The organism is Peribacillus sp. NPDC097295 (genome assembly GCF_044761665.1).
Classification (GTDB): Bacteria; Bacillota; Bacilli; order Bacillales; family DSM-1321; genus Peribacillus.
Genome location: NZ_JBIWCW010000002.1, coordinates 503,708 through 524,706 on the forward strand (window position 1 = coordinate 503,708; position 20,999 = coordinate 524,706).

The 20,999-nt window shown below is 42.4% G+C and carries 24 protein-coding genes; 11 read left to right on the forward strand and 13 right to left on the reverse strand.

The window, feature by feature from the left end; genetic code table 11:
- Genes ACIQXN_RS05670 through ACIQXN_RS05685 form a run of 4 tightly spaced genes read right to left on the reverse strand, consistent with a single transcriptional unit; the run spans window position 1 to window position 4,634 of the window.
- Window positions 1-1,482 (reverse strand): Na+/H+ antiporter subunit D, encoded by a 1,482-nt coding sequence (locus tag ACIQXN_RS05670; RefSeq protein WP_402962963.1) that lies wholly within the window; start codon window positions 1,480-1,482, stop codon window positions 1-3.
- The gene (locus ACIQXN_RS05675; RefSeq protein ID WP_402962966.1) at window positions 1,475-1,816 is read right to left on the reverse strand and encodes a Na(+)/H(+) antiporter subunit C; all 342 of its coding nucleotides are present in this window, start codon (window positions 1,814-1,816) and stop codon (window positions 1,475-1,477) included. The genes ACIQXN_RS05670 and ACIQXN_RS05675 overlap by 8 nt, the downstream gene beginning before the upstream one ends.
- A complete protein-coding gene (locus ACIQXN_RS05680) occupies window positions 1,816-2,238 on the reverse strand; it encodes a Na(+)/H(+) antiporter subunit B (RefSeq protein WP_402962970.1) in 423 nt (140 codons plus the stop codon). Before ACIQXN_RS05680 ends, ACIQXN_RS05675 begins: the two co-directional genes overlap by 1 nt.
- On the reverse strand, window positions 2,235-4,634 hold the full coding sequence (locus tag ACIQXN_RS05685) for a Na+/H+ antiporter subunit A (protein ID WP_402962973.1): 2,400 nt from the start codon (window positions 4,632-4,634) through the stop codon (window positions 2,235-2,237). The genes ACIQXN_RS05680 and ACIQXN_RS05685 overlap by 4 nt, the downstream gene beginning before the upstream one ends.
- A gap of 327 nt (window positions 4,635-4,961) precedes the next feature.
- Between ACIQXN_RS05685 and ACIQXN_RS05690 the strand changes: the two genes are divergently transcribed.
- Entirely contained in the window at window positions 4,962-5,519 is a 558-nt protein-coding gene (locus tag ACIQXN_RS05690; protein WP_402962977.1) for a DUF5366 family protein, read from the forward strand.
- 71 nt (window positions 5,520-5,590) lie between these two features.
- Here the strand turns inward: ACIQXN_RS05690 and ACIQXN_RS05695 are convergent, their stop codons facing one another.
- Together ACIQXN_RS05695 and ACIQXN_RS05700 are read right to left on the reverse strand one after the other, a co-directional pair.
- On the reverse strand, window positions 5,591-5,869 hold the full coding sequence (locus ACIQXN_RS05695; RefSeq protein WP_402962981.1) for a SunI/YnzG family protein: 279 nt from the start codon (window positions 5,867-5,869) through the stop codon (window positions 5,591-5,593).
- Window positions 5,870-5,895: 26 nt separating this feature from the next.
- The gene (locus ACIQXN_RS05700) at window positions 5,896-7,758 is read right to left on the reverse strand and encodes a transglycosylase domain-containing protein (RefSeq protein ID WP_402962985.1); all 1,863 of its coding nucleotides are present in this window, start codon (window positions 7,756-7,758) and stop codon (window positions 5,896-5,898) included.
- Window positions 7,759-8,050: 292 nt separating this feature from the next.
- Between ACIQXN_RS05700 and kapD the strand changes: the two genes are divergently transcribed.
- On the forward strand, window positions 8,051-8,674 hold the full coding sequence (gene kapD, locus ACIQXN_RS05705) for a 3'-5' exonuclease KapD (RefSeq protein WP_402962989.1): 624 nt from the start codon (window positions 8,051-8,053) through the stop codon (window positions 8,672-8,674).
- Between the two features lie 40 nt (window positions 8,675-8,714).
- Here kapD and kapB read toward each other — a convergent pair whose 3' ends face one another.
- Window positions 8,715-9,101 carry a kinase-associated lipoprotein KapB gene (gene kapB, locus ACIQXN_RS05710; protein ID WP_402962993.1) on the reverse strand — a complete coding sequence of 129 codons (387 nt, stop codon included), beginning with the start codon at window positions 9,099-9,101 and terminating at the stop codon, window positions 8,715-8,717.
- 179 nt (window positions 9,102-9,280) lie between these two features.
- Here kapB and ACIQXN_RS05715 point away from each other — a divergent pair, with 179 nt between their 5' ends.
- The 4 genes from ACIQXN_RS05715 to ACIQXN_RS05730 all read left to right on the forward strand — a co-directional run bounded on the left by ACIQXN_RS05715 (window position 9,281) and on the right by ACIQXN_RS05730 (window position 11,471).
- Window positions 9,281-9,871 (forward strand): peptidylprolyl isomerase, encoded by a 591-nt coding sequence (locus ACIQXN_RS05715; protein ID WP_402962996.1) that lies wholly within the window; start codon window positions 9,281-9,283, stop codon window positions 9,869-9,871.
- Between the two features lie 117 nt (window positions 9,872-9,988).
- On the forward strand, window positions 9,989-10,213 hold the full coding sequence (locus ACIQXN_RS05720; protein ID WP_402962999.1) for a hypothetical protein: 225 nt from the start codon (window positions 9,989-9,991) through the stop codon (window positions 10,211-10,213).
- A gap of 152 nt (window positions 10,214-10,365) precedes the next feature.
- Window positions 10,366-10,842, forward strand: a complete 477-nt coding sequence (locus tag ACIQXN_RS05725) for a GNAT family N-acetyltransferase (protein ID WP_402963003.1) — start codon at window positions 10,366-10,368, stop codon at window positions 10,840-10,842.
- A gap of 14 nt (window positions 10,843-10,856) precedes the next feature.
- Window positions 10,857-11,471 (forward strand): PH domain-containing protein, encoded by a 615-nt coding sequence (locus tag ACIQXN_RS05730; RefSeq protein ID WP_402963007.1) that lies wholly within the window; start codon window positions 10,857-10,859, stop codon window positions 11,469-11,471.
- A 49-nt stretch (window positions 11,472-11,520) separates the two neighbouring features.
- On the opposite strand, the gene ACIQXN_RS05735 is transcribed toward ACIQXN_RS05730, so the two are convergent.
- Window positions 11,521-12,378, reverse strand: a complete 858-nt coding sequence (locus ACIQXN_RS05735) for a manganese catalase family protein (RefSeq protein WP_402963011.1) — start codon at window positions 12,376-12,378, stop codon at window positions 11,521-11,523.
- A 142-nt stretch (window positions 12,379-12,520) separates the two neighbouring features.
- Between ACIQXN_RS05735 and ACIQXN_RS05740 the strand changes: the two genes are divergently transcribed.
- Window positions 12,521-13,273, forward strand: a complete 753-nt coding sequence (locus ACIQXN_RS05740; protein WP_402963015.1) for a TraR/DksA C4-type zinc finger protein — start codon at window positions 12,521-12,523, stop codon at window positions 13,271-13,273.
- Between the two features lie 43 nt (window positions 13,274-13,316).
- On the opposite strand, the gene ACIQXN_RS05745 is transcribed toward ACIQXN_RS05740, so the two are convergent.
- Window positions 13,317-14,492, reverse strand: a complete 1,176-nt coding sequence (locus tag ACIQXN_RS05745) for a MalY/PatB family protein (protein ID WP_402963019.1) — start codon at window positions 14,490-14,492, stop codon at window positions 13,317-13,319.
- A 106-nt stretch (window positions 14,493-14,598) separates the two neighbouring features.
- Between ACIQXN_RS05745 and ACIQXN_RS05750 the strand changes: the two genes are divergently transcribed.
- On the forward strand, window positions 14,599-14,868 hold the full coding sequence (locus ACIQXN_RS05750) for a DUF1871 family protein (RefSeq protein WP_402963023.1): 270 nt from the start codon (window positions 14,599-14,601) through the stop codon (window positions 14,866-14,868).
- Between the two features lie 44 nt (window positions 14,869-14,912).
- On the opposite strand, the gene ACIQXN_RS05755 is transcribed toward ACIQXN_RS05750, so the two are convergent.
- The gene (locus ACIQXN_RS05755; protein ID WP_402963027.1) at window positions 14,913-15,743 is read right to left on the reverse strand and encodes an alpha/beta fold hydrolase; all 831 of its coding nucleotides are present in this window, start codon (window positions 15,741-15,743) and stop codon (window positions 14,913-14,915) included.
- Between the two features lie 311 nt (window positions 15,744-16,054).
- On the opposite strand from ACIQXN_RS05755, the gene ACIQXN_RS05760 reads away from it, so the two are divergent.
- Both ACIQXN_RS05760 and ACIQXN_RS05765 read left to right on the forward strand, forming a co-directional pair.
- Window positions 16,055-16,555, forward strand: coding sequence for an Lrp/AsnC family transcriptional regulator (locus ACIQXN_RS05760; RefSeq protein ID WP_402963031.1), 501 nt, complete (start codon window positions 16,055-16,057; stop codon window positions 16,553-16,555).
- Complete coding sequence (locus ACIQXN_RS05765; protein WP_402963035.1) at window positions 16,552-17,724, forward strand: aminotransferase; 1,173 nt, start codon at window positions 16,552-16,554, stop codon at window positions 17,722-17,724. Before ACIQXN_RS05760 ends, ACIQXN_RS05765 begins: the two co-directional genes overlap by 4 nt.
- 161 nt (window positions 17,725-17,885) lie before the next feature.
- Here ACIQXN_RS05765 and ACIQXN_RS05770 read toward each other — a convergent pair whose 3' ends face one another.
- Both ACIQXN_RS05770 and ACIQXN_RS05775 read right to left on the reverse strand, forming a co-directional pair.
- Window positions 17,886-18,248, reverse strand: coding sequence for a helix-turn-helix domain-containing protein (locus tag ACIQXN_RS05770; RefSeq protein WP_402963038.1), 363 nt, complete (start codon window positions 18,246-18,248; stop codon window positions 17,886-17,888).
- A 140-nt stretch (window positions 18,249-18,388) separates the two neighbouring features.
- Window positions 18,389-19,738, reverse strand: a complete 1,350-nt coding sequence (locus ACIQXN_RS05775) for a sodium-dependent transporter (protein WP_402963042.1) — start codon at window positions 19,736-19,738, stop codon at window positions 18,389-18,391.
- 331 nt (window positions 19,739-20,069) lie between these two features.
- Between ACIQXN_RS05775 and yugI the strand changes: the two genes are divergently transcribed.
- Window positions 20,070-20,474 carry a S1 domain-containing post-transcriptional regulator GSP13 gene (yugI, locus tag ACIQXN_RS05780; protein ID WP_402871118.1) on the forward strand — a complete coding sequence of 135 codons (405 nt, stop codon included), beginning with the start codon at window positions 20,070-20,072 and terminating at the stop codon, window positions 20,472-20,474.
- Between the two features lie 107 nt (window positions 20,475-20,581).
- On the opposite strand, the gene ACIQXN_RS05785 is transcribed toward yugI, so the two are convergent.
- On the reverse strand, window positions 20,582-20,815 hold the full coding sequence (locus ACIQXN_RS05785) for a DUF378 domain-containing protein (protein WP_402963046.1): 234 nt from the start codon (window positions 20,813-20,815) through the stop codon (window positions 20,582-20,584).
- Window positions 20,816-20,999: the final 184 nt, after the last annotated feature.

Here is a 20,999-nt window from a genome sequence, read left to right on the forward strand (position 1 = left end):
TTACTCCTTTAAAACCGCATCGATATAAATATCGGGATTCATTAATGTGTCAACGGCTTGTGCAATATAGGGGTAAACCGCTTCTGTTCCCACTCCGTATAAGACGGAAATGGCGACAAGCAGGACCGCAGGGACAAGCATTTTGTTGACCGTTGCCTTACCTAGGGTATACGCGACTTTCGGGGTTCCCCAAAAACCGTGTATGAAAATTTTCATCACCGAATATAAGACCATCAAGCTGGATAGTAAGACCATCGCCAATCCAATATAGGCTTCTTTTTCGGCTGCTCCTTGAAGGATCATCAGCTTGCCGGCGAACCCACTGAAGGGAGGGATGCCCGCCAATGATATGGCTGCGATGAAGAATGTCCAGGCAAGGCCCGGATATTGCTTGATCAGGCCGCCAATATTCCTTAAATCATCGGATCCACTGATTTTGATCATGATGCCCACCAATAAGAAGAGTGCCGCTTTGATCAACATATCATGAATGATATACAAGATCGAACCGGATAAGGCTGGCTCATTCATCAAGGAGATACCAAAGATGATGACACCGACGGCGATGATGATATTATAGATGATGATTTTTTTAACATCCCAATAGGCGATTGCACCGATGACACCCACGATAATCGTTAAAATCGCAAGGATTTCAAGGAACAGGTGCGTAAAGTTCTGGTCATGATGGAACATGAGTGTATAGGTCCGGAAAATGGAATAAATCCCAACCTTGGTCAATAAGGCTCCAAATAAGGCCATCACAGGGATGGGCGGAGCGTAATAAGAACCCGGAAGCCATTGGAATAATGGGAAGATGGCTCCCTTCAAGCCAAACACAATCAAGAAACCGATGGCGATGACCGATAGGATTGCAGGCTGTCCAGCCTCTGCTATCCGCTGACTCAGGTGGGCCATGTTCAACGTGCCAAGGATGGAATACAGATAGGCAACCATGATGACGAAAAAGGCTGAAGAAAGAACATTGACGATAATGTACTTCAGAGATTCCTTCAGCTGGATTTTCGTCCCACCCAATACAAGGAGGACGTAGGAAGCCATCAGCATCACTTCAAAAAAGACGAACAGGTTGAAAAGGTCTCCGGTAAGGAATGCCCCGTTCACACCAATCAGCAAAAACTGCAAAATGGGGTAATAATAATGTTCTTCACGCTCTTTACCAATGGAGTAAAACGAATAAATCAATATCGCCAAACCAATGATATTGGTCGTTAAAACGAGTAGGGAAGAAAGCATGTCAGCGACAATCACAATGCCGAAAGGCGCTTTCCAGCTACCGACTCCCAGTGACAAAATGCCTTGATTGTACACGGAGCTGACTAAATAAACGGCTATCGCAATTCCAATAAGGGAGGAAATTAGCGAGATCCCTTTTTGAAGCTTAATATTCTTGGCGAATAAAATAAGGATGATGCCTGTAAAAAGTGGTAATAAAACAGGCATGAATGGTAGATTAATCATTTGTGTCCGTACCTCTCATTTCTTCCATATCATCCGTCCCCAGTTCCTGATAAGTCCGGTAGGCGAGCACCAGTAAGAAGGAAGTGACGCCGAAACTGATGACGATCGCCGTTAAGATGAGTGCTTGGGGAAGCGGATCAACATAAGATGCCACTTCATCATCAAGCAATGGAACAGATCCGCCTTTTAAACCACCCATCGTTAAAATCAAAAGATGGGCCCCATGACTAAGCAACCCTGTACCGATGATGATCCGTAAAATGCTTTTGGAAAGCATCAAATAGGTTGCACACATAAATAGAATTCCTATGACAATGGCCATTAAAAGTTCCATTATTCACTCTCCCCTATCGTTTGAATAATGGTCATCGTGACACCAACAACCACAAGGTAAACCCCTAAATCAAATAGTACCGCTGTATGAAGCGAGATATGTCCAAGGATAGGCAGGTCGATATATCGATACACATGGGTCATGAGCGGGACCCCGAACAGAAGCGAACCGGCTACCGTCAGGGCCGAAATGAATAAGCCCACACCTATCATCAGTTTATAGTCGATCGGCAAGATTTCGGTAACAGTTTTAATATCATAAGCAAGCAACAGTAAGACAATCGCCGCTGATGTCATCAGGCCGCCGACAAATCCGCCCCCAGGCGAGTAGTGGCCGCCTAAAAAGATGGAAACGGAAAAAAGCAGGATGACAAAAGCGGCTACATTCGTCACGGTTTGAAGAATCAAGTCATTTTGTTTCATGATTTATCTTTCCTCCCCGTCATCCGCAATTTAATCATCGCGAAGATTCCAAGTGCTGCAACGGCGAGAACACTTATTTCGAACATCGTATCAAGTCCACGGAAGTCCACGAGAATGACATTGACGACGTTTTTACCTCCGGCTTCCTTGTACGCATTTTCAAGGTAATAACTAGATATCGAATCAAATAGCTTAGTGCTATGAGCGGATAAAGCAATCAAGGTGACGACGGCCCCTACCCCAATCGATATCAAGGCATTATTCAGCTTGAATGTGATCCGCTCTTCCTTTCTACTTGCCAGTAAGGGTAAATGAAAGAAACAGAGCAAGAAAAGAGCGACGGAGATGGTTTCAATGACCAGTTGCGTTAATGCCAAATCCGGTGCGCGGAGTAAGACGAAAAATAGGGATATCGTATAACCGACGGCTCCTAAGATGATGATGGATGTTAACCGTGACTTGGCAAACAGAATGGCAATCGATCCAATCACGATGATTGCCGCTAAAACGACTTCATATAACCCGAATGGGGCAAAGTTTCCTGTCTCGAATGTATATGCATCCTTCCAATAAAGGGAAAACCCCAAGGAGAGGATGAAGAAAAGGAAAATGGATAATAAATAGTTCCGAATCGAGCCGGTCATCAGAAATTTCATGATGGAAGAAGCGGAACGTTCCAACGATTTTAACCCAAGGTCATAAAGTGCGTTTAACGAGAAACGTTCTGGAACTGAGTGATAGATTCCGCTCCATTTGGATAATGTTTTGTATAAAATGATCCCGACCACAATGATCCCGATCGTCATCCATAGTTCCGGTGTGAATCCATGCCAGAACCCAATATGAACATGAAATTCCGGGTCTACCAAGCTTGGCTGTATACTCGCCACAGCCGGCTCGATGATTGACGAAGACAGTAGATTAGGGAAAATCCCGAATACGATGACCAAAGAAGCAAGGATCATCGGAGAAATCAACATGCCAATCGGCGCTTCATGCGGTTTCTTATCCAAATGCTGAAGTTTACCTGTAAAAGGCTTGAGAACGACGATCATGCTGTAAATGAAAGTGAAAACACTCGCGATCCAAGCCACTACCGGGAACAATACTCCCCATGTGTCCATATTGAATAGATCGAGTTCCAACACATTCACCATGGCAGCAAGAAACATCTCCTTGCTTAAGAACCCATTGAAAGGAGGCAGTCCTGCCATCGAAAAGGCACCAATGACGGCTACCGTAAAGGTGATGGGCATCAGTTGCATCAAACCGCCCAGCTTGCGGATGTCCCTTGTACCGGTTTCGTGGTCAATGATCCCGGCAACCATGAATAAGCTTCCTTTAAAGGTTGCGTGGTTAATCAAGTGGAAGACGGCGGCGACTGTCGCAGCCAGGTATATATTGTCACCTAGGGTTTCATAGTGAAGAGCCGCGGCTCCAAGTCCCAATAGCGACATGATCAAGCCTAGCTGACTGATGGTGGAGAATGCGAGAATTCCTTTTAAATCTGTCTGTTTCACGGCAGAGAATGAACCCCAGAATAAGGTGAGCAAACCAGCGATCGAAACGAGCCAGAACCAGGTACCGGATTCAGCAAATACCGGGCTTAGACGGGCAACCAGGTAAATCCCGGCTTTGACCATCGTTGCAGAATGGAGGTAAGCACTGACGGGTGTCGGTGCTTCCATCGCATCAGGAAGCCAGATATGGAAGGGGAACTGAGCCGATTTAGTGAAGGCACCGAGTAAAATCAGCAATAGAGCAGGAGTGAAAAGCGGATGATGTAACAGTTCGCCGCTTCCTGCAATCAGTTCCCTTATGCTGAATGTGTTTCCCATGATGGAAAGGAGAACGATTCCCCCAAGCATGCTCAATCCGCCAAAAACGGTGATCAGTAGCGATTTTTGAGCTCCGTACCGAGACCGCTCCCTCTCGTTCCAATATCCAATGAGTAAAAAGGATGACAAACTCGTGAATTCCCAGAATGAATAGAGAACGATCAAATTGTCAGAAAGGACCACACCAAGCATGGCTCCCATGAATAGTAAGAGAAAGACATAAAACTGGTTCAGTTTTTCTTTTTCTTTTGATAAATAAAAGATGGAATACAAAATGACGAGTGAACCAATTCCCGTGATGAGGAGGGCGAACAATAGTCCCAGCCCGTCCACATAGAAATCTATATGGATTCCGAGAGAAGGAATCCACGTAGCCCGTTCCGTTAAGGTTTCTCCCTGTTTCGTCAGAGAAATAAAACGAGAAAAATAGCTAAAGAGAAGAACGGGTAAAATCAGTACAAACCAACCAGTATGTATTTGACGCAAGTACTTGTATAAGAACGGTATTAAAATGGCCAATAGAAAAGGTGATAATACCGCCCAATGAAGCAAAGACATAAACTCCCCCCTTATAAACGAAGTCATCGCCTTATTATGCTTTTTTTTACACAATCTTAGACGGTGCTGAATCTTCGTTGATTGTTTTTTTATTTATGTTGCTTGTCATTCTTAAAAGTATAACCCACTTTTTGAGGGTTTGCATGGCTTAAAGAGCCGGGGATACTTATTAAAATAGAGTTTTATATATAGGTAGAAAAGGAGAGAAAAAGGGTTTTGAAATTTTTTTGAAAAGCACGAAAAAAAGGGGGATACCTGTAAATTACATTGAGAAATCTTAGTGTATCTTGCATAATATAGGATAAAAGATATATGGATGGAGAAAACATGAAAAATACATATTTACTTAGTTATTTCCCAATCATTGCGATTTTGCTGTTTAGTCTATCCTTTGCGATATATGGAGAGATGCAGGTTCTTGTATTATTCGGGAATTTGGGAATCTATCAGGGCATGCTGGAGTTTTTTTCTGAGACAGGGATTAAGCTTGCCTTGATGATTGTGCTGCTGTTGGTCATGTTCATGGTGTTTGCGGCGTTGAAGTTGATATCGGATACGGTCATTGAAGTTTCGTTATTGTTCTTTTCCAAAGATTCGGATGGAAAAGCATTGACGAGCATCAGGATGGGGTCGGTCATTTACGTAATCGGTGGTGCATGTTCACTATTTAGTGTTCAATACCTATTAGGCCTCATTTCTATCTTCCTTGTCACGAATGTGGTGGCCTTGATTTACTTCGTATATAAATTGAGCTCAAGTGTGAATGTATCCGGACTTGTCGGCTTGATATTCTTTCCCATCTTTGTTTGGACTGCATTAGTGGCCATCGTCGCCTATTCAGCATTGAAACTGTATAACAGCGTGATTGCCAGTTTGCCGATCTAGTAAAAGCGTATCCGTATGAAAGAAAGAGCTGCCAAGAAAATCTCGGCAGCTCTTTCTGTTAGTGCACGCTATCACTTCCATCTATCACTTCCATCTATCATTGAGGTGATCTTGTTTTCCATGGAAGTTGCATTTGTAGTGAACAAGATATACGTATCAGATTTCGTCTTGATTACGATTCGATCTGTTGTGCCATAAGGGGTACCAATCCTGATGGCATTGGTACCTTCACCCGCATATGTTTCATCTCGAGTCACCTTTACAATGTCTGAAACGGGTATTTCTATCCTGGATAGTTGCCATTTAATGATTAAGTGGTCATTTGATAATTGAATGGAAATTCCTATCATGGTTATCCCTCCGATTGTCTTCAGTTTCAATATTCAGCGGCTTGGCTGATGGTCTTCCAAATCGATATCTGGGGCTGGCGGGAATAGACGGTTTGAAGGCTGGCTGGCTTATCCTTTCCAACCCAGACACCCGTTGTGTAGTTTCCTGTCAGGCCGACGAACCAAATGTCTTTGGCATCATTGGTTGTACCTGTTTTCCCACCGATATATCCGGTTGGGAAATAGGCCCGGCGTGCCGTCCCATTTATGGTGACTTCATGAAGCAACTGGCGCATTTTGCTGACGGTTTCTTTGTTCCACACCTTTTTTGATTGATCTTTCCATTTATAAAGGATATTTCCTTCCCGGTCTGTTATTTTAATAATCGCCCGCGCCGGTTGGTAGCTTCCATCATTGAATGATGTAAAGGCGTTGGTCAGCTCGAGTGGGCTCATCCCATATTCAAATCCACCAATGGCGGAACTGAGATGGTGATCATGGATGGAAACCTTTTTAAATTGAAAGCTATTTAGGTACTGGAAGCTCTTTTCAATGCCGGTTTTTTCAAAAAGCCTGATTGCCGGCGTATTATAGGACTGTGCGAATGCTTTCTTTATAGAGACCAGCCCATAGGTGGCACCGTTATAATTTCTCGGACAGTAGCTAGTGCTGCAATAACTTGCCCCGCTAACGAGCTGATTGATGTCCGCCCCGGTTTCTTCTATATAGGGTGCATAATCCAGAAGCGGTTTTATCGTTGAACCAGGTTGCCTGTAACTTTGGTAAGCGCGATTGAAAGAATTTTTTTTATAATCCTTTCCCCCAATCAAAGAGACAAGCTGGTGCGTATGATGCTGTATAACTACTGAAGCTCCCTCGATATCATTTAACCCGATTTGCGATTGCATGGCCGACTTAGCCTGGGTTTGTAGATTGATATCCAGTGCAGTGTGAATGGTTACGCCAGATTTCAGAAGCTTTGTGACCTGTTTGTTCAATTCCACTTCCGCTTGATTACGTGTGCCTTCGTCCGAGCTTGTCAGCAATTTCGTCAGGCCGCTAGCTGAGGCCACAAGGTTTTTCAGCTCTTGATGGACATAGGTCACATAATCAGGGTATAAGTCGATGTTGGTGGACAAGTCTAACCTGATTTTCTTTTTAATGAGTTTATCGCATTCCTTCTGCTTTAATTTACCTTGGACAACCATCTGTTTTAAAACTCGCTCCTGACGCTTTTTCGTATTATCAAAGTGTTTAAGAGGGTTATAGAGTTCAGGATTATTAGGAATGGCAGCAAGAAAGGCGATTTCAGCCTTTGATAAATCTGTGGTTGATTTGCTGAAATAAAATTGGGACGCCGCTTCGATTCCATAGGCCCCGTTATTGAAATAGATGGCGTTCATATAGAGTTCGATGATTTCCGACTTGGATCGATTTCGTTCGAGCTGATAGGCATAAAAGAGTTCACTCAGCTTCCGGTTATACGTTCGATCATGGGTAAGAAAAACATTCCTGGCCAGCTGCTGGGTGATGGTACTTCCGCCCTGTGCAATGTCACTTTTTTGAGAATTGACGAGCAGCGCCCGACTGATGGCAGTTACATCAATTCCACGGTGCTCATAAAATTTTTGATCTTCCGTGACGATGAATAGGTCTTCAAGGAATACTGGTATATCGTCAAGATTCAAATAAATCCGTTTTTCTCCATTGGAAATTTCACTGATCACTTTGCCATTTCCGGCCGTCATATAACTGGTTTGAGCCAAGTCAACCTTATCGAGGGGAATCCTTTCATCCAAAACGTGATGGGGAGTTTCAGCTAGAGACCACTCTTGATAGGATAGAAAGATAAAGATGGACAAGACCGGAATTAAGAAGAAAATCGTGATATAGCCAAGATACGTGCGCATAGTCCAACTTCCTAACTAATATATTTTTAGTAACTTCATGGAAATAATATAGGTAATAAAGAGTGGTTCTTTCGCTTTGTTTATCCATCATAATCCAATTTCGGTAGACAATAAAGAGTTTCTTCAGAAGTTGTTAAAAATGAAAATGGGAAAAATGTGTTAGGCAATGGACGTTGCATAATGAAATCAAATTAAATAACTGACTAAATCTTCTGTTATAATATTCTCATAGAAAACAATAGCCAAAATTTAGTCGATGGAAAGATGTCATGAATAAGAAGGGGGTTCGGAAATGGATGGACAACAGCAGTATGTATTCATTGATTTTGAATTTACGATGCCTGAAGGGAAGGCAAACCCAGTCGGATTCTATCCTGAGATTATTGAGGTAGGTTTGATTGCGGTCGTGAATGATACAGTGCAGGAACAATTTTCTTCCTACGTTAACCCGTCGAGGTTTCCGGTGTTGACGAATCGTTGTAAGAAATTCTTGAATATCAACCAAGATCAGGTGGACCGTGGAATTTCATTTGAAGAATTGGTTTCCTTTTTACGGAAGCTTGATCAGAAGCATCCAACGACGATTGTCACCTGGGGGAACATGGATATGAAGGTGCTCCGTCAGAACTGTCAGAAAGCAGGTCTAAAGTTTCCTTTCACGGGTAAACAGAGCGATCTCTGCTTGGAATATAAGCGTTTCTTCGGAGACCAAAACCAAACGGGGTTATGGAAGGCCGTACAGGCCTATGGAAAAGAAGGTACAGGTAAGCACCACAGGGCCCTTGATGATGCCATTACCACGTATAATATCTTTAAGCTGGTCGAGAAAGATAAGAGTTATATGAAAAACCATGAACCAACGACAATCGGTGACCGTATCGATTTATCAAAAGTATTGAATCATCTCGCGTTATAAAAGCCAAATCAATTTCTATTGATTTGGCTTTTATCATGTTTTATTTAAAATAATCCGCTGCTAGGTCTTCGAGTAGTTGTAAGCTTTTTTCATTCCATTCTGTTTGGCTTTCTTTTAAAGTGCGTGCCATTTTCTCGACAGCTTCCCGTAAGGATTCCTTATAATCCGGAATGTCCCCATCATGGACCCTGACCATATTCATCGGGACATTGGTTTGTTCACGGAACGCAAGGGCGCGTCGTTGATGAAACATGGACACTTCCGTTTGCTTCGGATTATGAAGATCTCCCTGCATAGGATGCTTCATGACGGCCAATACTTTTACAAGATATGCAGCAGGCCGGATATCGGTGACTTCCCCGATATATTTCCCCGTTTTATAGATGGCGGTCACCTTGTCGCCAACCTTGAATTCATGCTCTGACATTACTTCATCCACCTTTCTTTTCAACTTCCTCCATGATACATAAGTCCAAGGACTTTTCACAGTGAAACTGTTTGCTGGATCAAAGGTGCTTTTTTTTATGAAATCGTGTAAAGTGTACAAATGAAGGTTAGAGAATGGAGATATGAGCCATTTATTTAAAAAAGAAAGAGGTTATGACAATGACACAATTTCCACAATTATCGACTGAAGTACTGGAAAATGAAAAAGCGGTCATCATGCAAACGACGCTAGGCGATATTAAAATCAAACTGTTCCCGGAGCATGCTCCTAAAACAGTAGAAAACTTCTTAACACATGCAGAGAATGGATATTACGATGGAATCATCTTCCACCGTGTCATAAAGGATTTCATGCTGCAAGGTGGAGACCCGACAGGAACGGGAATGGGTGGAGAAAGCATTTGGGGTTCTAACTTTGAAGACGAGTTCTCTATGCAATTATTCAACCTGCGCGGGGCTCTTTCGATGGCGAATGCCGGCCCGGGAACGAACGGAAGCCAATTCTTCATCGTTCAAGCGCAACATGTAGACAGCAGAATGGGTGAACAAATGAAACAAGCCGGATATCCGGAAGAAATCATCAGCGCCTATATGGAAAATGGTGGCACACCATGGCTTGACCACAAACACTCTGTTTTCGGACAAGTCATCGAGGGCATGGACGTTGTCGACACGATTGCCAACGTAGAGACAGTTGCCGGAGACAAACCAGCTGTTGACGTAGTCATTAAAGGCATTACCATCCTATAATCGATTTATCCTAAAGCGAGCGGCATGAGCCTCTCGCTTTTTTTAGGTTTAATGGACGATTAGGACCAGTAATTGCTATAATGGGTAAAATAATCAAATTTAAGAAAGGAGATATAAATGGACTTCCTTACACATACATTTTTAGGTATGTTTCTATATTTCCCAGAAGACAAGAGTGAATACATCCCGGCTGGCATTACCTGTATGATCTTTTTGATAGCTGCCGTTTTCACAATGAGAGCGATCATTAAGTATTCAAAAAAAGAAGAACTGAAAACGAAAAAATTCGAAGATGAAGTGACTAACAGGAATCGACATCTAAAAGACGATTCCCTTTCTTGAAGAAGATTCAGTAACCCTAACTGACAGCGCAGATGTCTCTTGACCATTACAGAAAATAATTGCATGGTATGGAATAAACAAACTAGTTCCCATATTGGCATAAGCATTTTATACTAGAAGCTATAGAGATAGTTTTGGGGGCGGGAAGTGTTATGCAAATCATAGCAAAAAGAATGATAGCGGCAGATACGGTCAAGAGTTTCTTTGTGGAACATTGGGAGACGACACACGTTGTCTTTTCAATCGGCAAGTTTCATTATGCGGAACTCGAGGGATTTGCAGTAATGGATGAGAACGACGAAATAACGGGGATGGCCACGTATAAGATACTGGACCAACAATGTGAAATCATTTCCCTGAACAGCGAACATGAGAAACAGGGCGTGGGTTCGTCTTTGCTTTATGTGATTGAAAATCTCGCTAAGGAAAAGAATTGCCACTCGATTAAGGCCATTACTACAAATGATAATCTGCAAGCATTGAAATTCTTTCAAAAACGGGGTTATGTTATTTCGGACATTGTGAGGAATGCAGTGGAAGAATCAAGGAAAACCAAACCGGAAATCCCATTTTACAGCAAAGACGGCATTCCCATCCGTGATGAAATCATTCTGGAAAAATTATTGTAATAGGAGGAATGTATATGTTTAAGAAAATGGCGGCAGACGCTCTGGGTCTAAGCGATATTGGAAGTGTGATAAAGCCGGTTGATTATGATAAGGTGGATGCGGATGATTACATCATGCATGAAGATGACGAAAAGATCTATTTCCTGATCAAATCGAAAACGGATGAATACTGTTTCACCAACCAAGCATTCATCCATCTGGACGGAACAAGTGCCATAAGCAAAAAACGGATGCTGACCAGGTACAGCTATAGCCAGTATGAGTTTTCGAATGTAACCCTTGAAACGGCTGGAACCGTAGATCTAGATGCTGAAATTAAATTCTCGATTGGTGCTAAAACCTTCTCGATTGATGTTCATAAGAAATTCATCGAGGAACTGAAAGACTTATTTAAATCCCTTGTGAAGATTTCTGAAATTTGCCATGAAAATGCCTATGCGCTTCAATATGCCCAACAGAGCGTGAACTTGGCTTCATCGACCTTGAATCAAGTCCGGACAGATGGCACTCAGATGGTGTCCAGCTTCAAGGATATCAATGCCGCTGCATTTGACTGGCTGATGGATAGCCGCAAGAAATATCATGTTAAAGATTTCGGGTTTGTATTCGAGAAATACATCAATAACTAATATAGGAGCGGACACATTGCTGTGTCCGCTTATTCTTTTATTCATTTATTTATTTATTTAGGTCATCTGTGCCAGGAGCATGTTCACTTGGCATATCTGGCCTTTCCGGAACTGGATAACCTTTCGGTGGTTCTGTAACGAAAAGTTCGCCACCATCCCGGCTTGGTGTTTTCCCTTGGAATATATCACCTATTTGGGTTTGGTCAAGCCTGAAGTTGAACTGGGCATTATGGAAACCTAAATCTACATATTTTCGGCATTCCGGATATTTATTGAGGTCATAGTTCGGTACAGGGAAAATTTTACCCCAATCGACTCCAAGTGTTTCCAGTGCCTTGGCAAATGCATTCTGATGGGCGTTATCACGTACCATAAGAAAGGCGATTGTTTCACGAAGTGTTTTATTGGAGCTCATCTCATAAATTCTCGATTTTTGGAGGACGCCTGTCGATTCAAGCACCACATTGTTAAGAAGATTGGCAATTAAGTTTCCGTGGTCGTACACCCATGAGCCATTCCAAGGGTTTCCACCTGCATCTACAGGGAGGGAAGATTTTGCCCCCATGATAAAATGGTGAGGGTTCGCTCCAGATTGGATTACATCTTCAAGTGGTGCGCCATTCGGACCTGAATTACCGGGTTGGTCGCCACCTGCCTCATTGAGCATCTGATTGATTGTTGTTTGAACTAGCTCCACATGGCTTAGTTCCTCTAGAAATACGCCTCGGATTAAATCCCGATATTTCTTATCCTTGCCACGGAAGTTCGCACTTTGAAAAGAAAACTGCATTAACGTCCGCATTTCACCGAATTGTCCACCGAGTGCTTCTTGGAGAACTTTGGCAGCATTTGGATCCGGTTTGTCCGGAACTATCATGTTAATTAAATCTTCTTTATAAAAATACAAGGAAATGCCCCCTTTGATATTAATGTTTCCTAGTTAGCCTTTGTAGAATCGTCCAGTTTATTCTTGAGGAAGAAAATACCTTTATGGAATGCTGGAAAGAGAGAAATACTAGGGGAAGGTTGATTATGAAAGGGTGTTGAACATGCTATCCAATCAGCAACTAAATGGTTTCAAACAGCAACTGCAGCAAACAAAGCAGCGGTTGGAAGGGCAAATACTTGACTCCGGAGATCTCGGTTTAAGTAGGAATATCAAGGATTCGACAGGTGAATTGTCCTCTTATGATAACCATCCAGCAGACCAAGGTACGGATTTGTTCGAACGTGAAAAAGATTTGGCGTTAGGAGAGCATTATCGCGATGAGGTCAGGGATATTGATCGTGCACTTCAGGCCATTGATGGAGGTAAATATGGGAAATGCGAGGTTTGTTCAGTTGAAATTCCTCTAGAACGATTGAAAATCGTTCCGACCACGACTTATTGTGTGGAACATAGTCCCTCTCAAGAGACCTCCCATAATCGACCTGTCGAAGAAGAGGCGCTCGGTCCAAGCTTCAGCACGTATGATTGCGATGGGACCAGTTCTGTGGGATATGACGGGGAAGATAGCTGGCAGGACGTAGCCAGATACGGGACATCAGAATCCCCTTCAGACTTTGCTTATCCACCGAGTGATTACGAACATACGTATATCGATTCGTACGAAGATGTAGGGTTCGTCGAGAATTATGAAAATATAGCCGGCGTTGATATATATGGAAAAAACTTAACGGTCTACCATAATGTACAGTACCAGGAAATAGAAGATACGCTTATCGAAGAGGATAGCCAGACCCCGTTTGGCGATTTGCCACGGTATGAAAAAGATCCATATGTGGAAGAAGAAAATCAATAAGCAAAAGAAAAGAACCAGGCTAAGCCCTGGTTCTTTATCTGTGTTATGAAAAAGCCAGTTTCAGGCGATTAAGTCCATCTGTCAGCAGGCTCCGTGAACAACCAATATTCATTCGAACAAAACCTTCTCCACCAGGCCCATATTTTGTTCCCGGTTCTAAGGCCAGTTTTCCTTTATGAATCAATCGTTCTTGAATTTCCTTATCGGAGAGGCCAAGGTCACGGCAGTCTATCCACAAGAGATATGACGCATCAGGATGCATGACGCGCAGACCTGGAATCTCGGATGCGATGAACTCCTCCGCCATTTTTACATTACCTTCGATATATTCGGTCAACTCATTGAGCCAGCCCAGTCCTTCGCGGTAAGCGGATTCCATGGCCGTTAAGGCCAGAATGTTCAGTCCATGAAAAGCCTGTCTTGTTTGGGCGTTTTGCAGTTTGACCTGTAGATCTTTATTGCTCGTAATCAAGAACGAAGCTTGCATGCCAGCGATATTGAAGGTTTTGCTCGGCGCCATTAGCGTGACGGTGATATCAGCTAACTTTTCCGTTAATGAAGCGATAGGGTAGTGTTTCGCTGTTGAATGGAAGAGGTCTGCATGAATCTCATCACTGACAATGATGACATTATAGGTTAAACAAAGTTCACCTATCCGCAACAATTCCTCTTTCGTCCAAATACGGCCACCTGGATTATGGGGGCTGCAAAGAAGAAATACCTTCACGCCAGTCTTCAGTTTTTCTTCGAAATCTTCGAAGTCAATGGCAAACCGGTTCTCTTCCAAACGAAGTGGACTATTGACCACTTCCCGTCCATTGTTCTTAATCATGTCAAAGAAAGGTGTATAGACAGGGGATTGAACAAGGATCTTATCTCCTGGTTCCGTAAAAGCTTGGATGGTAGTACCGATGGCTGATACGACTCCAGCGCTAAACGAAATCATGTCTTTTGTGATCGACCATTGATGTCGGTTGTTCACCCACTTTTGAATCTCGCTATAAATGGATTCGGAAGGGACGGTATAGCCGAAAACAGGATGATTCAATCGGGCGATCAATGCTTTTTGAATGGGTTCAGGAGATGGGAAATCCATGTCGGCGACCCACATAGGTAGGACGTCTTCGCTGCCATATATGGATTGTAGGGCCGGTTTGTCCCATTTTACCGAACCAGTATTTTCCCTGTTGATATGTTCATCAAAAATAGATTTGTTCAAGATATTCACCGCCAATTAATTTTTTGCCATGCTTTGATTCTGTCTTAACGAAAAGATATTTGATATGATACTATGATAACATGTTCTTTCCGAAATTATGGAGCAGGTGATTATAATCGATACACAACAAATGAATATAGCGTTTGTGACTACTTTACAAGAATGGGATCCGTTTGGGATTGGCGGGGAGCTGTATGAACCAGAGATTGCCGACACGGTCGTGGCAATTCGCGATATAGATGACCTTCAGGAACTAGCGGAGAAAATAAAATCCATCTACGAATACGCATTCGATGAACCCGTTCAACTGAAACGCTGTTTACAGGTTGCGCAAAAACTGCTGATCATTAAAAACGATGCCAGCTGTTCACTTTAGATGAAAGGGATGACTCCAAGTAGAGCCATCCCTTTTTACTATGTTCAGTCTTCTAAAAACCCCTTGATTAAATGATACACTTCTTCAGGTTTCTCCTCTGGAAGGAGGTGGCCAGTGTTTTCCATTACGATGAGCTTTGAATTCGGGAGGTCTTCATGCAGCCTTTTCCCGATGTCGAGCGGTACGACCTTATCATACCTTCCCCAAACAAGCAGGCAGGGGGTATGGATCGAATGGAGCTCTTCTGAAGATAAATCCCCTTCCTTATCACGCAACATCCTACCTAGGGCACGGAATATATCATGGCTTTTCATGAAAGGGTCCAAATATCCCTGACGCATTTCATCATCGATCATCGTTTGGTCATGGACGACATTCCTTAAGTTCTTTTCAATCCCTGACCTTTGCAGATACCCCTTTACCCCAAAAGAAAAGAATGGAAGGTAGCTGAGCATTTTCATTTTTTTCGGAAAGCTCGGCTCGTACCCCGATCCGGCAAGAAGGACGGCGCGTTCGACCAGGTCTGGATAGGCATTTATGAGTTGCAAAGAAACCTGTCCTCCCATGGAATGTGCAATGATGCTGAAATGCTTGATGCCTTTTCCCTCTAAAAGTTGTACGAGGGAATCTGCGAAGTTCCGGAAGGAGTATGTATAGTGATTGGTTTTACCGCTTTGGCCGAAAGGGGGCAGGTCTACCGAGATGACATTATAGTCCTTAGTTAAATGAGGCACCAATTTCCGGAAGCTGAAGCTTGATGATAAAAAACCATGAATCAATACCAGGGTAGGCAAAGAGTCATGAATAAAGATGTGTTCATAATACAAATCAATGTCCCCGACTTGCTCAATGTCTTTTTTTATATAATTTTCCATGTTTGCGCTCTCCTCTACATATACTGATGAGAATAAGAAAACCGTAGGCAGTCTGTTTGGTAACTTCCTTATTATCAATAAAATTCCTGGATATGCTGTTGCATAACAATAGAAGAAATTATACCCATAAAAAAATACAATTACTATAACAGATAATCGATTAACTTTGATATAATAGTGTAAGTTTATCCTGACAGAATAGGACTTATTAATTTAATAGTGTCATACATGCCTTTATAAAGAAATATTGACTTTCTGCCAGCCTAACCATCATGTCTGAAATTAGTGAATTCTACTAGGGAGGTTTTCCAATGCATTTGAATGAAGGGGAATTGGAAGTCTTAAGAATCATTGAAAATAACAGCCGGATCGATCAAAAAGATTTGGCGAAAATGACCGATTTATCAGAAGCCGACATTGAATCAACGTTAAAGAAACTGGAAGACATGCGCGTGATTGTCCGTTATTTGACAGTCATTAACTGGGCAAAAGTAGATGAATACCATGGTGTGACAGCGATGATCGATGTCAAAGTGACCCCGAAACGGGGAGTGGGCTTTGATGAGGTGGCCAAACGAATTTACCGATTTAAAGAAGTGGAGTCCGTCTATTTGATGTCCGGTGCGTATGACCTTTCTGTCATCGTAGAAGGGCGATCAATGAATGAAGTGGCAAGGTTCGTATCGGAAAAACTTTCGACGCTTGATTCGGTCATTTCGACGACAACACACTTTATTATGAAAAAATATAAGCATGACGGTACGATTTTTGAACAAACAGAAGAAGACAGAAGGATAGTGGTATCACCATGATTAAAACGAGTTACGTATCAAGAACGGTTTCAGAGCTAAAACCATCAGGCATCCGCCGATTTTTCGACTTGGCTGCCAATCTGGAAGGAGTCGTCTCACTTGGAGTGGGGGAACCGGACTTCGTTACATCCTGGGGAGTCCGAGAAGCGGCAATCAACTCATTGGAAGAAGGGTATACTTCTTATACAGCTAATGCCGGCTTGATGGAATTAAGGCAGGAAATCAGTGGGTATATGAAAAAGCAGTTTGCGGTTTCGTATGATCCTCAGAATCAAATCATCGTTACGGTGGGAGCTAGCCAGGCTCTTGATATTGCTCTGAGAACCGTCTTGAACCCAGGTGAGGAGGTCATCGTCGTCGAACCTTGTTTCGTTGCCTATGCACCTTTGGTAACGATGGCAGGCGGAGTGCCGGTCACCGTCCAAACGTCGAAGGAAAACGATTTCAAGTTGATGCCTGAACAGCTAGAAGCCGCCATTACACCTAGGACGAAGGCGGTTTTAATTTGTTCGCCGAATAACCCGACTGGGACGCAGTTAGGGAAATCAGAGTTAGCTGCACTTGCTGAAATCGTCCAAAAGCATGATTTATTGGTCCTTTCAGACGAAATTTATGCGGAGCTTGCTTATGATGAAAAATATACTTCTTTTGCAGCCATCGATGGCATGCTGGAGAGGACGATCGTCATCAACGGATTCTCTAAAGCCTTTGCCATGACCGGATGGCGTCTTGGTTTTGTATGTGCACCCACGGAAATTTCCGAGGCGATGCTCAAGGTTCATCAATATGCGATGATGTGCGCACCGACCATGGCACAGCATGCGGCATTGGAAGCTTTGAAAAATGGGATGCAAGATGTGGAGGATATGCGTCGCAGCTACAGGGGAAGACGCAATTATATTGTTAAGTCACTTAACGAAATCGGTTTGGATTGCCATAATCCTGGAGGGGCCTTTTATGCCTTTCCGTCAATCGAGAAAACAGGCATGACATCGATGGAATTCGCCGAGAAATTGCTGACAGAAGAACTGGTCGCCGTTGTACCGGGAGATGTATTCGGGGAAAGTGGTGAGGGGCATATCCGTTGTTCCTATGCTTCCTCCATGGAACAGCTCCAGGAAGCTATAAAAAGAATGGAACGGTTCATGAAGAAATATAGTAGGTACTAAAATTCCATACGCAAAAAAATAGGGATTCAATCGTAGTATACGATGAATCCCTATTCCATAGGGGGAATTAGAAAAAAGAGTTAATCTTAATGGATTAACATAGAAAGTGTTAATCATAGTATATCCATTTAATTGAAAAAAAATACTCCCTTTATGAAACTTTATTGGATATTAGTTTTTGTATCATAAAGCTGATGCATGACTTTCACGATTTGTTCTTCACTGAAGTCTTTCGCGGTACGCAGGATGAGTTTAGCGTGCTTGACTCCAATTTCCCGGATGAGTTCGGCCAATTCCTCATCCACCCCTGAAGTATTTATGATAGGACTACTTTGAATCAGTTCTGATGCAGGAATATCAAGAACGGTGGAAAGCCGCAAAATGGTTTGGGTATCAGGGGTCACTTCACCTGATTCATACATTTCGATTTTCTTTGTGCCCATCCTTAATTTCAAAGCCAACTCTTGTTGAGTAAGGTTATGCTCTTCTCTGTATTGCCGAATATTTTTTGCGAGGTTTGACATGATCAGCACTCCTTTTTCAGGAAATATTAGTAATATGTTTATTTTACCATATTTTAACTTATGAACAGTGTAATGATATGGATATTCTGTGAAAGAAAACGCCGCAACGGATACCGTTGCGGCGTTTTTGCAAGAATGCCTTATTTGTCAAAAAGACCAATCGAACTGAAAAATACGAGGATGATAGCTACCGGAACAATGTAACGAATCAGGAAATACCAAATTTTAAAGAAAGAAAAGCCTGGACTTGACCCCTGTTCGAACTCTTTTTGCACTGAGATCCGTTTCATTTGGTAACCAATGAAAAGCGAAATGAACAGGGCGCCGACAGGCAAAGCAATGTTGCTTGTCACATAATCGGCAAGGTCGAAAAAAGTTAAATCGAAAATCTTCACTTCGCCCAGCACGCCGAATGATAATGCGCTCGGAATCCCTATTAAGAAAACCAAAATTCCAGCCATCCATGAGGACTTCCGTCGTTTCGTTCCATCGCCTTTGATCATGGAGGCTACGATGATTTCGAGAATCGAGAACGCAGAAGTCAGTGTTGCGAATAATAATAATATGAAGAAAATCGTCATGAAGATGCCACCTAAGGCAATTTCATTAAAGACTGCAGGCAATACGACAAAGACAAGCCCTGGCCCACTAGAAGGGTCGAAGCCAAGAGCGAATACCGCCGGGAAAATGACTAAGCCTGCTAGCAAGGAAATGAAAATATTCAATCCAACGACAGATAAAGCCGACTTAGTGATGTCTTCCTTCTTGCTTAAGTACGAAGCATAGGTGACCATTACAGAAATGCCCACACTCAGTGCAAAGAAGGATTGGCCGAGCGCTAATAAAATGGTTTGCTCTGTCAAAGAGGAAAAATCCGGTTTCAAGAAGAATTTAACGCCTTCCATTGCACCATCCAGTGTCATAGAGCGAACGAGAAGGACGAGAAAAAGTACGAACAGGGAAGGCATCATATATTTATTTGCTTTTTCAATCCCTTTGGATACGCCCCCTTGTACGACCCAAATCGTCAAAATCATGAAAAGAAACTGAGCGATAACCGTTTCATATGGGCTACTGATAATGGTATTGAAGCGATCACTGTATTCCGCCTGGGTTAAATTAGATAGGGTTCCTGTAAAGCTTCTCCATAAATAGGAAAGGATCCATCCACCAACCACACTATAGAAGGACAGTAAGATGATGGACGCAAGCACCCCACCATATCCCAATAACACCCAAGGTTTTCCCGGTGCAATGTGTTTATAGGCACGAATGGCATCCTTTTGTGCATTCCGTCCGATGGTAAATTCAGCGATGAGTAGAGGTGTACCGATCAATAGGGTGAAGATCACAAATAAGAGGAAAAACGCGCCTCCTCCATTTGTCCCTGTCATATATGGGAACTTCCAAATGGCACCCAATCCAATAGCGGAACCAGCCGCTGCAAGGATGAAACCGATTTTAGAAGACCATTGCTCTTGTTTGGCCATGGTGAAAAACTCCTTTAAAGGTATAGAAACATATGTAGGTAGAGATAAACATTTTTCCATCTTACTACGGTTAATCTGAAATGGATAGTATTTTGTTATTATAATTTTTCGAAAAATATGTGATTGGAAAAGTGAAGCCTAGGTTTAAATGAAAACTTTTAGGATAAGTTATAAATAATACTCATATATCGAAAGGGATGTTTAATTACAAATTTTTTAAGTTATAACGGAAAAAGTATGGTATACTTAACTTTGATTATTTCCAGTTCTGTGATATAATTTTGTATTGCGTGAAAAGCCGAAAAAATATATATAAAATAGGAGTGTTACCATGTCTGAAAAATTCGAAATTGGTGCAGTAGTTACTGGTAAAGTAACTGGTATTCAACCATACGGTGCATTTGTTGCTCTAGATGATTCAACTCAAGGTTTAGTTCATATTTCTGAAATTACTCACGGGTTCGTAAAAGATATTAACGAACATTTAAAAGTGGGCGATGAAGTAAAAGTTAAAGTACTTTCTATCGATTCTAAAGCTGGAAAAATCGGCTTATCAATCCGCGCAACAGAAGAAGCTCCTGAGCGTACTGAAGCTCCTAAGAAAGCTCCAAAAAAACGCCAAGCATCTGTTAAAGCGACTTCACACATCGAGTCTACTGAAGGATTCAATTCTTTGAAAGACAAACTTCAAGCGTGGATCGACCAATCAGAACGCGAAGACTTAATCAAAAAATAATTTTTTTACCCGGAAGGTCCTTGGACCCTCCGGTTTTTTTTATGAAAAAGGATAAAGCCGGGACATGAGTCTTTCATGAACCGGCTTTATTATTTTGCTTTTGAAATTCATCGAGTTGGTTTAGTTTCGGGTTCACGGGACAGTTCGGGACTTGGCTTGAAGAGAAGACCAAGGTTGACAAGACCGGCAATCCCTACTAAGCCATAAACGATACGGGCCAACGCAGCATCTTGTCCGCCAAAAATCGCTGCGACTAGATCGAATTGGAAAAAGCCTATCAGACCCCAGTTGATGGCACCGATAATTGTCAAAACAAGTGCGGTTCTTTGTATCCCACTCATTATATTGCCTCCTTTTTTTTAAGCATCTTTCTTTACTTATCATGCTTTTTGAAGATAATAATATACACAACCGAAAAAACTTCTAAACGGATATTTTGTATTTATATGGAACATTCGTCATAATGGAGAAATAAAACATCCAAGGCTTAATGGTCCTTGGGCCGCTCGAAAAGAGGACAATTTT